The sequence below is a fragment of the Acidimicrobiia bacterium genome (assembly GCA_035651955.1).
Classification (GTDB): Bacteria; Actinomycetota; Acidimicrobiia; order IMCC26256; family JAMXLJ01; genus JAMXLJ01.
This window is the reverse complement of record DASRES010000042.1, coordinates 39,098-54,523: the sequence shown is the minus strand read 5'-3', so window position 1 is coordinate 54,523 and position 15,426 is coordinate 39,098. Positions and strand designations below refer to the sequence as shown.

Sequence of the window (15,426 nt, the reverse complement as noted above, 5' to 3'; positions counted from 1 at the left end):
AACGAGGCCCGAGGCATGTCCGAGACGACCCCGTCCGACGACCGACAGCGCGACAACCGCGCCAACACCGAGCTCCTCAACGCGGAGCTGCCCGACGTCCGCTTCGCCGACGACGCGTACCTGCGGTGGCTCTACGACGAGAACCCGCTCGGGCCCGCGTACCAGGAGGCGGTCGACGAGGACGGCGTGCGGATGACGCACTACGCCCTCATCCCGCAGGACTACCGCGACGCGAACGGGCCCGTCCCGGGCTGCTACTCGCTCAACGCGGTCACCCGCTCCGGGACGCAGCGCAAGGGCTACTTCGTCACGATCGCGAAGCAGGTCTACGAGAAGGCGGGCAACGACGGACGGCGGCTCGCGACCGCGCTCCCGAACGAGAAGTCCGTCGGGGCGGGCGTCAAGTACCTCGGCTGGCGGCTCTACGGGCAGATGACGATCAAGCTCGTCGTCCCGACCACGCTGTCGACGGGCGGCGTCGACACGTACCCGGTCACGGAGTCGTTCCTCGGGAGCGCGGACTTCGAGGAGCTGACGCGCGACCTCGACGAGTACCCGACGACGGGCGTCACGAACTGCTGGACGACCGAGCAGCTGCGCTGGCGCCTGCGGCGCCCGCACGCGCACTACTCCGTGCACGTCAGCGACGAGATCTTCGCGGTGAGCTCGCGCACGGTGCAGCGCGGTGTTCCGGCTGCGGTGCTGCTGAAGCTGCTGCCGCGCGGCGGCCGGCGCGGCCCACTGTCGTCGAAGCGCGTCGTCGCGGCTGCATGCCGCCACCACCGCACGCCGCTCGCGCTGCACGGCGGGACGAACGAGCACGTCGTGATCCGCGGGTTCGAACCGCCGAAGCGGATCCGACCGGCGCCGCTGTTCATGCTGGTGCGCCAGCTCGACGGGACGATCGACCAGGACGCCGTCGAGCTCACGACGTACGAGTTCCTCGATGTCGACGCGTTCTGATGCGCATCACGTTCACGCTCGACGTCGAGGATCACCGCGACGACATCGCGACGGACCCGCGCCATCTCGCCTCGACACGCGAGGTCCTCGAGTTCCTCGGTGAGCGCGGCGTGCGCGGCACCTTCTTCCTCGTCGGCGACGTCGTCGACGAGGACCCCGGGCTCGTGCGCGCAATCGCGGCCGACGGCCACGAGCTGGCGGTCCACGGCCACCGGCACGTCGCGCTGCCCGAGCTGACCGCCGACGGCTTCCGGCCCGGGATCGCGGACGTCAAGGCACGGCTGGAAGACCTCGCGCAGCAGCCCGTGGTGGGGTACCGGGCGCCGATGTTCTCGCTCGTGCCCTCGACGCGCTGGGCCCTCGATGTCCTCGCCGGGCTCGGCTTCACGTACTCGGCGAGCGTGCTGCCGATCCGTCACCCGCTCTTCGGCGACCCGACGTGCCCGGCCGGTGCGTTCCGGTGGCCGAACGGGATCGTCGAGCTGCCGTGCCCGGTGCTCCGACGCGGCCGGGCGGGCTTCCCCTTCCTCGCCGGGGTCTGGCTGCGGAACCTGCCGTGGCCGGCGATCCGTACCGGCATGCAACTCCTGACCGACTGCACCGTCGCCTGGACCTACGCGCACCCGTACGACTTCGATCCCGACGAGCCGTTCCGCGTGCTGCCCGAGGCCGGCCGGGTCGGGAGCCGGCTGATCTGGCGGCGCCGGTCGGTGATGTTCGACCGCGTCGACCGCGTGCTCTCGGGACGCAGCGCGCCGCCGCTGCGCGAACGCGTCGCATCGCTGCCGGACGATCTGCCCGTCCTCGCGAGGGTGGCCGCGTGAGCGGACGGTCATGAGCGAGGTTGCCGGCGCGCCGCACACGAGCGGTGCCGAGTTCGACCAGGCGGCGATGATCCACCGCCTCCCGCGGGCGACGGTCGTCGACCGCCTGCCGTTCCTCAGCGGGCTCGTGCGCGGGAAGTCCGTGATCCATGTCGGCTTCGCCGACGCGGGCTGTCGGGAGATGCAGCAGGGCGCGGGCACGTGGCTGCACGCCCACCTCGCGCAGACCGCGGGTTCGCTGGTCGGCATCGACGTCGACGTCGCGGGCGTCGAGGCCGCGAAGGCCGCGGGGTACGAGGCCTACGTCGCGGACTGCCGCGACGTCGAGTCCGTGCGCGCGCTCGGGCTGCCGCCCGCGGACGTCGTCATCGCCGGTGAGGTGATCGAGCACCTCGACGCGCCGGGCGCGTTCCTCGACGCGTTGCACCCGCTCGTGCGAGACGGCGGGCAGCTCGTGCTCACGACGCCGAACGCGAACTGCCTCGGGAACGCGCTCGCTGCGATCGTCGGTTACGAGATCACCCATCCCGATCACGTCACGATGTTCAGCTGGCGGACGCTCACGACGCTCATGGCGCGTCACGGCTGGGAGGCGACCGAGTTCCACACGTTCGTGACGACCGTGAAGCCGACGACGTCGTCAGGGCGCCTGCTGCGCGCCGGCGGTACCACCCTGCTGTGGTTCACGCGGACGCTCGGGCGTCTCGGCGCGCCGTTCGTCGCCGACGAGATGCTCGTGATCGGTCGTCCCGTTCCCCGCTGACCTCAGCAACGTCTCGGCCTCGCGCTCCGGGGCGGCCCGCTCGACGCGCTCGCGCAGCAGCGCGCACTCCTCCGCGAGCGCGCGCGTCCGGTCCTCGAGCCGGGAGAGCTCCCACGAGAAGTGGAGCGCGAGCACGAGCAGGAACGTGATCGCCATGAGCAGGAACGTGAATGCCGGCGTCTTGATGCCGACGAGGTCCGAGAAGCGCTCGAGCAGCATCGGGGCCGACGCGAGGATCGCGAGCCCGAGTCCGAGCGACACCCACAGCACCGAGTACTTCGCCTTGAGCCGGTGACGGCGGACGAGCTGCAGGATGAACCCGAGCGTGAGCAGCGCGAGCAGCAGGATGGAGATGTGCGCGCGCAGGCTCATCGCGCACCTCCGTCGAGCGCGCGCGCGGACGCGGGTTCGAGTCGTGCCACCTGCGGCCGGTGTCCGGGACGGGTGTAGGAGGTGAGCAGCACGACGAGCAGGCGCGCGTAGTAGTACGCCAGGCGCCATCCGCGCGTCGACGGCGCACCACCGGTCCGGCCGCGCATGTCGACCGCGATCTCGCGCACGTCGTAGCCCGCGTTGACCGCGAGGACGAGCGCCTCGACCGAGTCCATGTACTCGACCGGGTAGTTCAGCGCGAAGAACGACAGCATCGCCGACGAGAAGCCGCGGAACCCGGAGCTCGTGTCCGTGAACTCCCGGCCGACGAGCACGCGGACGACGCGCTGTAGCCCCCGCATCGCGATCCGGCGGACGCGGCCGACGCGGTACGTCGGCGCGCCTCCCGCGATGAAGCGGCTCCCGATGACGAGGTCGGCGCCCGACGCGACGGCGTCGAGCAGCCGCTGGACCGCGTGCGGGTCGTGCTGACCGTCGGCGTCGAACTGGACGGCCGCGTCGTAGCCGTGATCGACGGCATAGCGGAACCCGGTGCGCAGCGCGCCGCCGATCCCGAGGTTGAAGGGCAGCTCGACGACGGCAACACCGGCGGCCCGGGCCACCCGGGCGGTGCCGTCGGTCGACCCGTCGGACACGACGAGCACGTCGAGGTCGGGCCGCTCGCGGGCGAGCTCGTCGAGCACGGCCGGCAGCGCCTCGGCCTCGTTGTACGCCGGGATGAGGACGAGCGTGCGCCCGAGCGGGGAGCCGGCGGCTCCGGCGACCGCCGTCGAGCCCGGCCGCGTCGTCGGTTCGGTGCGCATGCCGGACAAAGGTTACGTGCCTGCCGGCGCTCGGCGCCGTGCCGGCGCGCGCCGCGATCGCCGGTCACCCTTCCAGCGCAGCGCCGGCCGCTCGACGAGGAAGTAGCTGACGGTTCCGGCGACGAGTGTGAGCGGCACCGCGATCGCGACCTCTTCGACGAAGCTCGCCTGGAACGCGCCCGCGCCCGTCCACGCCTGCGCGCGTCCGAGGAACCCGACGTGGAACAGGTAGAAGCCGAGCGAGATCGTGCCGAGGAAGGTGAGGACCCGGCTGCCGAGCACGCCCCGGATCCGGCCGACGCCCTGGTCGCCGATCATGCCGGGCACGAGGAAGAAGAACGACACCAGCCCGTAGAGGAAGTAGCGCGCGACGTACTCGGTCCCGTGGAAGACGAGGGGTTGCTTCGGCGGCGCGAAGCGCGTCGTGATCCAGAAGAACACGGCCGCGAGCGCCCACGACACGACGATGTGGTGCGAGAGCCACTCGAGCACGGTCACGTGCCGTCCGGTGTGCGCGTGCCACGCGCTCGCGACGGCGAGGATCATCCCGATCGCGAAGATGTCGAGCCACGCGCCCACGCTCAGCACCGCGCTCCCCTGCCAGCTCGGGTGGAACGCGACGACGGCCGCACGGAAGGCGGTGCCGACGACGTACAACGCGGCGACGAGCGCGACGCACCCGGTGATCTTCACGCGGTCGTCACGCCCCGCGACGGCACGGCGCAGTCCCCAGGCGAGCAGCGGGAGCAGCAGGTAGAAGCCGATCTCCGTCGCGATGCTCCATGACTGGTAGATGGGTTGGAACCGTGAGCCGAACACGAGCGACGACCGGTAGATCTGCAGGACGAACGCGAAGGTCAGGAACTCGCCGACGCTGTGGAAGCGCACGTCGAAGAGCAGCACGGCCCCGAGGAGCGCGAACCAGTACGCCGGGAAGATGCGGATCGCACGGTTGCGGTAGAAGCGGGCCGCCGAGGCCGGCGGACGGTCCGCGAGCAGGGCCACGACGTAGGGCCGGAACAGCAGGAAGCCCGAGAGCACGAAGAAGAACGGCAGGGCGACGTCGAAGCGCCCGAACACGGGGCCGAGGACGCCCATCTTGTGCGCGAGCGCGTAGAAGTGCGCGTGGAACAGCAGGATCATCAGCATCCCGATCGCGCGGTACGCGTCGAGGCATCGGAAGTGGGCACGCTTCGCGGGCGCCGCGGTCTCCGCAACCGGTTGGTCCCCGAGGCGCTCGATCATGCCCTCCCCCGCTCGGCGCGGGTCGACCGGCCGCGCGTGCGTGTCAGGACGACGACGCGTCCGAGACGCGGCGCGGGATGACCGGCGCGGCGCGCCCCGTCCCCGACTCGGCAGTGCCGTCGCCTTCCTCGTCGCCTTCCTCGTGGTACTCCTGCTCGACGTTGACGCTCCACACGTCGTGGTGCGCGCCGAGGATGTTCTCGACCGAGAGCATCGCGGTGTACATCGAGTGATCCTGATTGTTGTACTTGTGCATCCCGTTGCGACCCACGGGATACACGTTCGAGCAGTGCTGCGCGATCCACTCGCGCATCACGTCGACGTTGTGCTTGTAGTGGTCGTCGTAGTGCGGATACGCCTTCGGGACGCGCACGACGTAGCCGGCCTCGACACGCGACGCGTCGGCGAGACCGAGGTGGTGCAGCTCGCGCTTGGCCTGCTCGATCAGCTCGTCGTCGGGCTTGGTCCACATCTCGTCGCCCTCGGTCACGAAGAACTCGAGGCCGAGACAGGTCCGCCCGTCCTTCACGAGGTACGGCGACCAGCGCCCGAAGTTCTGGATGCGCCCCACCTTCACGTCCGGGTCGTGGATGTAGATCCAGTTGTCCGGGAAGCTGTACTCCTCCGGCACGACGAGCGCCACAGTCATGAAGTCGCGGTAGCGGAGGTCGTTCGCAGCCGTGAGGACGTCGGCGGGGGGCGGCGGGTCCATCGCCTTGACCAGCGCGCTCATCGGCATGGACGAGACGACGTCGGTGCAGTCGTAACGGCTCGGGACGCCGTCCGTCTCGGCGGTGACCGCGTACGCGCGTCCATTGCGGTGGTGGACCGCGGTGACCTTGCTGTTGAAGACGACCTTCGTCCCTGCTGCCGTCACGAGGTCGGTCGCCTTCTCCCACATCTGACCGGGCCCGTACTTCGGGTAGTTGAACTCCTCGATCAGGCTCGTCACCTGCTTCGACTTGTCCCGCCGGGCCTTCATCGACTTCGGCTTGAGGCCCTCCCACAGCGCCTTGAACAGCGAGAGGTCCTTGACGCGCTGCGCGCCCCAGTCGGCCGACAGCTCGGAGACCGGCACGCCCCAGACCTTCTCCGTGTACGTCTTGAAGAAGTGCTGGTAGAGACGCCATCCGAAGCGACGCGCGTAGAAGCCCTCGAGGTGCTCCTGGTCCTTCGGCGGCTTGACCCGGACCCACAGGTACGACCCGCCGCAGCGCACCGCCTCGACGAGCCCGAGCGTCTTCAGTGCCTGCAGGGGCACGATCGGGTAGTCGAACAGCTTCCCCCGGTAGAAGATGCGGCTCATCCGGGGACGGCGCAGGAACTCGTCCTCGCCGAGGATCTCGAACCAGAGGTCGTCGACCGGCTTGACCTTCGTGAAGAAGCGGTGTCCGCCGATGTCGAAGCGCCACCCGTCGCGCTCGACCGTCCGGCTGATGCCGCCGACGACGTCGTCCGCCTCGAGGACCGTCGACGAGTAGCCGCGCTTCATGAGCATGTAGGCGGCGGTGAGCCCGGCCGGACCCGCGCCGATGATCACCACCTGGCACTCTCGCGACGCGGGGTCGTCCACGGTGGTCGAGGTCGAGGACGTCGCTTCCTGGTTGGTCATGTCGCTCCGCGATGCGTCGGCCGGATGCGGGTCCCCACCATGCCGGTGTCGTCGGGCCGGGTGCCGTCGGGCGCCGGGCGCGCACGCGTGACGCGGGCTGCCGCCCCTCCGGCGGCTACGCAGTGTAGCGACCGGCCGCCGCCGGGTGTCCGGTCCGCGCCATCGTTCGCGACGCGCGAACGCCCTGCTCAGGGCACGTACACGCCGAAGAAGGCCAGCACGGAGTAGCCGACGAGGCCCGCGACCGACAGCAGCAGCACCGGCCGCGCGACCGACTCGCTCCGGATCAGCACCGCCCCGGCGACGACCAGCGGGAACAGGGAGAGCGCGTACCGCTCCAGCGAGTCGAGGTTGTGCGACGACAGGACGAGCAGGAGCCCGGTCCCGGCGAACGCCGTGTACGAGGCGGGCAGCCGGCGGGCGACGACGACCAGCAGCGCGAGGAACCCGAGCGCCCACACGAAGTGCAGGCCGGTCCCGACATGGTGGCGGCCGAGCAGCTCCTGCGCGGAGTGCCAGAGCGCACGGGCCGGGTCGAGGAACCCCCCGCGCGCGATCCCGCGCTGCTGGAGGTGCAGGGGCTCGAGCCAGTCCCCGTAGCGCGCGCCGACCCACGCGAGGAACGTCCCCGTCCCCGCGGCGGGCGCGACGACCGCGATCGAACGCTCGATCCGCTCTCGCGTGCTCGCGCCGCGCCACCCGCGCCCGGCCTCGACGGCGGCCCCGATCGTGAGGAGCGCACCGAGCGGCCGCGTGAGCCCGGCGAGATATCCGCACAGCGCCGCGACCCACCACCGGCGACTGCGGAGCCCGAGGAACGTGGCGACCGCGAGCGCCATGAACGTCGCCTCGGCGTATCCGAGCACGAGGACCGCGGCGGAGGGCGCGATCGCCACGAGCCACACGGCGCGGTCGACCGCGACCTCGTCGTGCAGGTCGCGCCGGACGAGCCGCGCGAGCAGCACCGCGAGCACGAACGCGCTCGCGTTGGCGACGAGCACGAGCGCGACCGCATCGCCGGTGACCCAGCCGACGATCCGCGTGACGACGGGTACGAGCGGGAAGAACCGCAGGCTGCCGTCGAACGAGCGGTAGCCGTGCTCGGCGATGGACCGGTAGAACGCGGCGTCCCACGCGAACAGCCCCTGGCCGAGCGCGACCGGACGCCGGCCGTGGCCGATGTTCGTGAACAGGTAGCGGGAGACCGCGAGCGAACCGACGACGACGACGCGCGCGACGAGCCACGGGACGAGAACGTGCCGCGCGTCGTCGCGCCAGCGCGGCGGAACGGCGGCCTCGACGCTCGTGGTCGCCTCGTTGCCCGAAGCCGGGCGTCCGCTCGCCGGCGGCGCCTCGACCTTGCTCGCCATAGGTCGGCTCTCTCCCCGGTCCCGCAGCCGCGCGACGGTACCGGCCCCGCCGCGTGAACGTGCGCACCGACGGGACGAGACCCCGTCGGTAACGTGTCCCGCCATGCAGGCCGCGACGGCCGTGGGCGAGCCCGAGGCGAGCCCGGGCGGCGTCGACACCGAGCACGCGGCCGCGGCCCGGCGGTTCGCGTCCGCCTGCGCCCTCGGAGCCGTCGCGGCGCTCGTCGTGTTCGCGTGGCTCGCGATGCTGGGCCGCAGCAACCTGTTCGCCCGGCCGCCGTTCTTCGCGAACTTCTACGACATCCAGGCCCGCAGCCTCTTCCGCGGGCACTGGAACGTCCCGACGGGCTCGCTCGCGTTCGAGGGCATCGTCATCCACGGGCGGACGTACGAGTACTACGGACCGTTCCCCGCGTTGCTCCGCATGCCCGTGCTCGCGGTGACGCACCGCTTCGACGGCCGGCTGACCGAGGTGTCGATGATCCTCGCGTTCGCGGTCGCGATGCTCGGCGCGTCCCGGCTCCTCTGGCGAGCGCGCGCCATGCTGCGTGGCGACGCGCCCGTCGGCCGGGCCGAGCTCGCGCTGACGGGCGCGTGGACGTTCGCGCTCGGCGTCGGGTCGGCGCTGCTGTTCCCGGCGAGCCGGATGATCGTGTACCACGAGGCCGAGCTGTGGGGCACCGCGCTCGCACTGGTCGGCTTCGACCTCGTGATCGGTGTCGCGGTCTCGCCGACCGCGACGCGGCTCGCGGCCGCGTCCGTCGTGTGCGTGTGCGCGCTCCTCGCGCGCCCGTCGGTCGGGCTCGGGCCGACGGCCATGCTCGGCATCCTCGCAGCCGGCGCGGTCCTGTCGCCGCTGGTCCGGCGGGACGCGCGAGGCGCGTCGGACCGCATCGTCGGGGGCATACGCCGCGGGTGGCCGATCGCGGTCGCGACGGCGGTCCCGGTCGTGGTGTACGCGCTCGTCAACCACGCGAAGTTCGGCACGTGGTTCAGCGTCCCCTTCGACAAGCAGCTCTACTCCAGGTACCAACCGGCGCGCATCGCGGCGCTCCATGCGAACGGTGGCTCGCTGTTCAACGTGCGCTACGCCGCGACGACCGTGTGGGCCTATGCCCGCCCGGACGCGCTGCGGCTCTGGCACCTGTTCCCGTTCGCCGACTTCCCGACGCGATCCGTGCAGACGTTCTTCGGAGTGCGGTTCGACACGATCGACCGGACGTCGAGCGTTCCCGCCACGATGGCGTTGCTCCTCGTGTTCGCCGTCGTCGCGGTCGTCGCGGTCACACGCGGTCGCGTCCGTCCGGACGTCGCCCTGACGTTCGGCGCGGCGACCCTCGCCGCCGCGATCGCGGTCGTTCCGACGCTCGTGATCGGGTTCATCGCCAACCGGTACCTGATCGACTTCGTGCCGCTCGTCCTCCTGCCCGCGGTTGTCGGGATGCAGTACGCGTTGCGACACGTGGACCGGTCGTGGAGCCGTCGACCACGACGCCACGCCGCCGCATTCCTCGCCGTCACGTTGCTCGCGCTGTTCACCGTCTGGGCCAACGGCGCGATCACGCTCACGTACCAGCGCGTCTACGGATCGATCACGCCCACGCTGCGCACCGGCTTCTTCGGGTTCCAGGAGAGCGTCGCGAACACGTTGGGCACGCGGGGATGGGCGGCGCGACACGTCGACACGCTGCCGCGTGACCATTCCCCGGACGCGCTCGTGGTCGTGGGTCGCTGCGCCGGCCTCTACTGGTGGGAGCCGCGGGCCGGATGGCGCCAGCTCGAGCTCGGCGCGGCCGGCGGGCACGTGCGCGCCGCGGTCGTTCTCGCGGCGGGTGCCCGCCCGACCTCGAGAGCGACGATCGCCACCGTCGGCGCCGCCGCGCCGCTGCAGCTGACGGTCCGCCGCGTCGACGGGTCACACGCGCGCGTCGGCATCGTCGACACATCCGGACACGCGATCGAGGGCGATCCGGTCGTCGCGCCGACTGGACGGCCCGTCGTGGTCGACGCGCTGCTCGATCGTTCCCTCGGTGTCGTCTCAGCCACGCTCGACGGCCGGACCGCGTTGCGAGCTGCCGCACACGTCCCGGTCGGGACTCCGCGTGTCGTGACGACCGGCGCGGCAGGTGCCGTGTCGAGTGCGCGCGCCCTGCCGGTCGCGACACCGCTGTGCGACCGCATCGGCGGCTCGGTCGCCGCGGCCGTCCGTCAGCAGGGACGGGCCGGATCGAGCTCGTAGAGCAGCTCGAACCCGAACAGCGAGGGCCAGGTCGTCGCGCCGAACCGGTCCGTCAGCTGTGCGCACCGCCGCGCCCGCGCGCCCGCGCGTGTGAGCGGCGGGGGCAGCGTCTCGAACGGCACACCTGACACCGCCCGGCGTCGGGCGCTGAACCCGGTGTCGCGCGCGAGGCGCTCGAAGCTGCGGCGCGTGAAGAACCGGAGATGCGACCGGTCGAGGATTCCCTGGCGGTCGTAGTCGAACCGGCCGGCGACGGTCCGCACACGCGGGTACCAGTGCGCGAAGTTCGAGACGGCCACGATCGCCGTGCCGTGGGGCTGCATCAGCCGGCGGACGTCGGCCAGGAGACGCTCGGGGTCACGGACCTCCTCGAGCGCATGACCGACGATGACCGTGTCGAACCCGTCGCCCACGTCGGCCGGGATGCCCTGATCGACGTCGGCCGCGACGAACTTGTCGAGCCGGTCCGCGACGCCGGGACGCTCCTCGGCGTCGACGCCGACGACCTGGTGACCACACCGACGCAGCCGCGCGCCGAGCGCGCCGTCGCCGCACGCGAGATCGAGGATCCGGCTCGCGGGCCGCGGCGCGAGCCACGCGATGATCCGGGTCTGTGTGGCCTCGGTCCCCTGCTCCCACTCCGCGGCCGGCGTCGCGAACGCGGTCTCGCCGGTCCCGAGCCCGGCCTTGTGCGCGCGGTAGCGCAAGACCTCCCGCACGATGTCCTTCGCGTAGCGGACACCGTTGACGTACGAGATCTCGTCGCCGTAGAAGGTCGGGATCGGCAGCTCGACGATCCTCTTCCCGGCCTCGTGGAGCTGCAGGATGATCCCGGTGTCGAAGTCGTAGTCGTCGGACAGCCTCGTGAACGGGACCTCGCGCAGCGTCGCAACGCTGTACGCGCGATACCCGCTGTGCCACTCGCTGAGGTCCATGCCGACGAGCGAGTTCTCCACTGTCGTCAGGATGCGATTGCCGACGTACTTGTAGAGCGGCATGCCGCCTCGGAGCGCGTCGCCGCGGTTCATCATCCGCGACCCGAACACCGCGTCGGCCTCGCCGCGCTCGAGGGGCGCGACGATCTCGGGCAGGAGCTCGGGCGCGTACTGACCGTCGGCGTGGAGCAGCACGACGATGTCGAGGTCCTCGTCGATCGCCCACTGGTAGCCCGTCTTCTGGTTGCCGCCGTACCCGAGGTTGCGCGGCTGGCGGAGGACGGTGATCGGCAGATCGCCGCACACCTGCTTGTAGCCCAGCCCCACGAGGTACGTGGAGTCCTCGCTGGCGTTGTCACAGATGAGCACCGAGTCGATCCGGTGCACGAAGTCGCGTGGGATCCTGTCGAGGACCTTCGCGAGCGTCGACGACGCGTTGTACGCGACGACGAGGACGCCGATCCGCTTGCGCTCCACGCTCACCCCCGCTGGGCCCGGCGCTCGATGGTCGATCGGTAGCTGTACCCGTCACCGCCCGTGGCCACACCGGCCGTTCGTGCGCGTGAAGCCGGTTGGCGCAGGTCAGGACGGGTACGCTGCGCTCGCACATGAAGGTCGTCATCCTCTGTGGCGGTCTCGGGACCCGCATGCGCGAGGAGACCGAGTTCCGGCCCAAGCCGATGGTGGAGATCGGCGGGCGGCCGATCCTGTGGCACATCATGAAGTCGTACGCCCACTACGGCTTCTGCGACTTCGTGCTGTGCGTGGGCTACAAGGGCCAGATCATCAAGGAGTGGTTCCTCAATTACGAGGCCTGGAACAGCGACTTCACCCTGACCCTGGGTGAACCGGGGTCCGTCGAGTTCCACGGTGGGCATCTCGAGACGGGGTGGCGCGTCACCGTCGCCGACACCGGGTTCGAGACGATGACGGGCGGCCGCGTGAAGCGCGTGCAGCGCTACGTCGGCGACGACGACGTCTTCATGGTCACCTACGGCGACGGGCTCTCCGACGTGAACATCGGGGACCTGCTCGCGTTCCACCGCCGTCACGGGAAGCTCGCGACGGTCACCGCGACGCGACCGCTGTCGCGCTTCGGCGTCGTCGACGTCGACGCCGACCAGATGGTCCGCACGTTCCGCGAGAAGCCCGTGGCCGACGACTGGGTGAACTCGGGGTTCTTCGTCTTCGGTCGCGACTTCTTCGACTACCTGAACGAGGAGTCGATCCTCGAGCGCGAGCCGCTCGAGGCGCTCGCGCGCGATGAAGAGATCATGGCGTACCGCCACGACGGCTTCTGGCGGCCGATGGACACGTACCGCGAGACGCTGCTCCTCAACGAGCTGTGGGCGTCGGGCAAGGCGCCGTGGGCGGTGTGGGAGCGTTGACGGCGCCCGGCGGCGACGCAGCTGCGCGAGCCGAGTGGGCCGGACGGCGCGTGCTGGTGACGGGCGCGACAGGCATGGTCGGCTCCGTGCTCGTCGCTCGCCTGCTCGACCTCGGTGCGGACGTCGTCGCGCTCGTCCTCGATCACGACCCGCGGTCCGAGCTGTACCGCAGCGGCGACGTCGCCCGGGTGTCCGTCGTGTCGGGACGGCTCGAGCACTACGCGGACGTCGAGCGCGCGCTCCTCGCGCACGGCGCGGAGGCCGTCTTCCATCTCGGCGCGCAGACGATCGTGGGCACGGCACGGCGGGCGCCGCTCGCGACGCTCGAGACCAACGTGCGCGGCACGTGGAACGTGCTCGAGGCGTGCCGGCGGCACGCAGACGTGGTGTCGGCCGTGGTCGTCGCGTCGAGCGACAAGGCGTACGGCTCCGTCGACGAGCTGCCGTACCGGGAGGACATGGCGCTGCTCGGACGGGAGCCGTACGAGGTGTCGAAGTCGTGCGCGGACCTCGTCGCGCAGGCGTACGCGACGAGCTACGGACTGCCGGTCGCGGTCGCGCGCTGCGGGAACGTGTACGGCCGGGGCGACCTCAACTGGTCGCGCATCGTCCCCGGCACCATCCGGTCGCTGCTCCACGACGAGCAGCCCGTCATCCGCAGCGACGGCACGCTCGTGCGCGACTACCTCTACGTCGAGGACGTGGCTGACGCCTACCTCCGGCTCGCCGAGGCCGTGGTGAGCGGAACCGCGGCGGGCGAGGCGTTCAACTTCAGCGACGAGTCACCGCTGTCGGTCATGGAGATCTACGACGCGGTGTGCGACGCGGCCGAACGTGCGGGCACGCCACCGCTCGTGCTCGGCGAGGCGCCCGGGGAGATCGAGCGCCAGTACCTCTCGGCCGCGAAGGCGCGCGCCGTGCTCGGCTGGAAGCCGGCGTTCGACCTCGCGCGCGGGCTGCGCGAGACGGTCGCGTGGTACCGCGAGCTGTTCGGAGCGGCGACGTGAGCGACGACGGCGCCACCGCGTCCGAGCTGCGCGAGCAGATCCTCGACCTCGCCCGGCGGTACCACGACGTCGCGTTCCCGCCTCGCGTCTTCGTCCCCGGCGTGACGCCCGTGCCGGTCTCGGGAAAGGTGCTCGACGACGCCGAGCTGCGGCTCCTGCTCGACGCCGCGCTCGACATGTGGCTCACGACGGGTCGCTTCGCGGACGAGTTCGAGCGTCGCTTCGCCGAGCGGTTCGACGCTCGCGCCGCGCTCCTCTGCAACTCGGGTTCGTCCGCGAACCTGCTCGCCCTGAGCGCGCTCACCGATCACACGCTCGGCGACGCCGCGCTGCGACCGGGCGACGAGGTCATCACCCTCGCGTCGGGCTTCCCGACGACCGTGAACCCGATCTACCAGAACGGTCTCGTCCCTGTGTTCGTCGACGCGGAGCTCGGGACGTACAACCTCGACGCCACACTGCTGGAGGAAGCGGTCGGACCGCGCACGAAGGCGATCATGGCCGCGCACACCCTCGGCAACCCGTTCGACCTTGGCGCCGTCACCGAGGTCGCGCAACGTCACGGCCTGTGGGTCGTCGAGGACATGTGCGATGCGCTCGGCGCGACGTATCGCGGTCGGGCCGTCGGCACGTTCGGCGCGACCGCGACCGTCAGCTTCTACCCCGCGCACCAGATCACGATGGGCGAGGGCGGCTGCGTCGTCGTCAACGACGCGCGCCTCACGAAAGTCGTCGAGTCGCTCCGGGACTGGGGCCGCGACTGCTGGTGCGACCCGGGCAAGGAGGACACGTGCGGTCGCCGCTTCGGGTGGCAGCTGGGCGATCTTCCGTACGGTTACGACCACAAGTACATCTACTCACGGCTGGGCTACAACCTGAAGCTCACCGACATGCAGGCGGCGGTCGGGCTCGCGCAGCTCGACAAGCTCGACGCGTTCGTCACCGCGCGTCGCTGCAACTGGCGCCGCCTCCACGACGGTCTCGCTGACGTCGACGGGCTGCTGCTCCCCCGCGCGACGGACGGCGCCGAGCCGAGCTGGTTCGGGTTCGCGATCTCGGTCGAGCCCGACGCCGGGTTCGACCGCTACGACATCGTGCACCACCTGGAGGAGCACAACGTCGCGACGCGTCTCCTGTTCGGCGGGAACCTGCTGCGCCAACCCGCGTACACGCACCTCCCGCGGCGCACCGTCGGATCGATGCGCAACGCCGACCGGATCGCGGAGTCCACGTTCTGGATCGGCGTGTTCCCAGGTCTGACCGACGAGATGCTCGACTACACGATCAGCGTCGTCCGCGACTTCGTCGCCGCGCCCGTCCGCGCACGGCGCCGCGCGTCCCGTGCTGGTTGACCTCGCCGACATCCCGGGCTGCGTCCTCGTCGACCTCCGGCTCGCGCACGACGACCGCGGCGACTTCGTGAAGCTCTACCAGCGCAGCCGATTCGCCGCCGACGGCATGGACCCGACGATCGCCGAGGTCTTCCTCTCGCGCTCGGCGCCCGGCGTCGTGCGCGGGCTCCACTTCCAGACCCCGCCGCACGACCACGCGAAGACGGTCTCGTGCCTGCAGGGCAGCGTCGTCGACGTCGTCGTGGACCTCCGCGTCGACTCCCCCACGTACGCGCACCACGCGTGCGTCGTCCTCGACGGCGCAGCGCCCGCCGCGCTGCACGTCCCCCGCGGGTGTGCGCACGGCTTCCAGGCGACGGCGGACGCGTGGATGGCGTACCTCGTGTCGACCGAGCACGCGCCCGACCACGACACCGGCATCCGCTGGGACAGCGCGGGCATCGCGTGGCCGATCCCCGAGCCCGTCGTCTCGGAGCGCGACCGCGCCCTGCCCGCGCTCCCCGACTTCGTCAGCCCGTTCCGGCTCTGAGGC

13 protein-coding genes and 1 pseudogene are annotated in these 15,426 nt (G+C 71.2%); 8 read left to right on the top strand and 6 right to left on the bottom strand.

Annotated elements, in window-relative coordinates:
* Positions 1–15 precede the first annotated feature (15 nt).
* The 3 genes and pseudogenes from VFC33_10090 to VFC33_10080 all read left to right on the top strand — a co-directional run bounded on the left by VFC33_10090 (position 16) and on the right by VFC33_10080 (position 2,373).
* Entirely contained in the window at positions 16–963 is a 948-nt protein-coding gene (locus VFC33_10090; GenBank protein ID HZR13590.1) for a hypothetical protein, read from the top strand.
* Entirely contained in the window at positions 963–1,787 is an 825-nt protein-coding gene (locus tag VFC33_10085) for a DUF3473 domain-containing protein (protein HZR13589.1), read from the top strand. The genes VFC33_10090 and VFC33_10085 overlap by 1 nt, the downstream gene beginning before the upstream one ends.
* Positions 1,788–1,797: 10 nt before the next feature.
* Positions 1,798–2,373, top strand: a pseudogene (locus tag VFC33_10080) (class I SAM-dependent methyltransferase).
* 54 nt (positions 2,374–2,427) lie between these two features.
* On the opposite strand, the gene VFC33_10075 reads toward VFC33_10080, so the two are convergent.
* The 5 genes from VFC33_10075 to VFC33_10055 all read right to left on the bottom strand — a co-directional run bounded on the left by VFC33_10075 (position 2,428) and on the right by VFC33_10055 (position 7,973).
* Entirely contained in the window at positions 2,428–2,922 is a 495-nt protein-coding gene (locus VFC33_10075) for a DUF2304 domain-containing protein (protein ID HZR13588.1), read from the bottom strand.
* The gene (locus VFC33_10070) at positions 2,919–3,746 is read right to left on the bottom strand and encodes a glycosyltransferase family 2 protein (protein HZR13587.1); all 828 of its coding nucleotides are present in this window, start codon (positions 3,744–3,746) and stop codon (positions 2,919–2,921) included. Before VFC33_10070 ends, VFC33_10075 begins: the two co-directional genes overlap by 4 nt.
* A 12-nt stretch (positions 3,747–3,758) precedes the next feature.
* Complete coding sequence (locus VFC33_10065; GenBank protein ID HZR13586.1) at positions 3,759–4,991, bottom strand: acyltransferase; 1,233 nt, start codon at positions 4,989–4,991, stop codon at positions 3,759–3,761.
* Positions 4,992–5,034: 43 nt separating this feature from the next.
* The gene (locus VFC33_10060; protein HZR13585.1) at positions 5,035–6,603 is read right to left on the bottom strand and encodes an NAD(P)/FAD-dependent oxidoreductase; all 1,569 of its coding nucleotides are present in this window, start codon (positions 6,601–6,603) and stop codon (positions 5,035–5,037) included.
* Between the two features lie 188 nt (positions 6,604–6,791).
* Positions 6,792–7,973 (bottom strand): mannosyltransferase family protein, encoded by a 1,182-nt coding sequence (locus VFC33_10055; protein HZR13584.1) that lies wholly within the window; start codon positions 7,971–7,973, stop codon positions 6,792–6,794.
* Between the two features lie 103 nt (positions 7,974–8,076).
* Between VFC33_10055 and VFC33_10050 the strand changes: the two genes are divergently transcribed.
* Positions 8,077–10,212: a hypothetical protein gene (locus VFC33_10050; protein ID HZR13583.1), complete on the top strand. Its 2,136-nt coding sequence runs from the start codon at positions 8,077–8,079 to the stop codon at positions 10,210–10,212.
* Here the strand turns inward: VFC33_10050 and VFC33_10045 are convergent.
* Entirely contained in the window at positions 10,182–11,624 is a 1,443-nt protein-coding gene (locus VFC33_10045; protein HZR13582.1) for a bifunctional glycosyltransferase/class I SAM-dependent methyltransferase, read from the bottom strand. The genes VFC33_10050 and VFC33_10045 overlap by 31 nt on opposite strands.
* 131 nt (positions 11,625–11,755) lie before the next feature.
* Between VFC33_10045 and rfbF the strand changes: the two genes are divergently transcribed.
* The 4 genes from rfbF to VFC33_10025 are packed head-to-tail and all read left to right on the top strand — an operon-like array spanning position 11,756 to position 15,423.
* Positions 11,756–12,535, top strand: coding sequence for a glucose-1-phosphate cytidylyltransferase (gene rfbF / locus VFC33_10040; GenBank protein HZR13581.1), 780 nt, complete (start codon positions 11,756–11,758; stop codon positions 12,533–12,535).
* Positions 12,532–13,542, top strand: coding sequence for an NAD-dependent epimerase/dehydratase family protein (locus VFC33_10035; GenBank protein HZR13580.1), 1,011 nt, complete (start codon positions 12,532–12,534; stop codon positions 13,540–13,542). The genes rfbF and VFC33_10035 overlap by 4 nt, the downstream gene beginning before the upstream one ends.
* Entirely contained in the window at positions 13,539–14,894 is a 1,356-nt protein-coding gene (rfbH, locus tag VFC33_10030; protein HZR13579.1) for a lipopolysaccharide biosynthesis protein RfbH, read from the top strand. Before VFC33_10035 ends, rfbH begins: the two co-directional genes overlap by 4 nt.
* Positions 14,884–15,423, top strand: coding sequence for a dTDP-4-dehydrorhamnose 3,5-epimerase family protein (locus VFC33_10025; protein ID HZR13578.1), 540 nt, complete (start codon positions 14,884–14,886; stop codon positions 15,421–15,423). The genes rfbH and VFC33_10025 overlap by 11 nt, the downstream gene beginning before the upstream one ends.
* Positions 15,424–15,426: the final 3 nt, after the last annotated feature.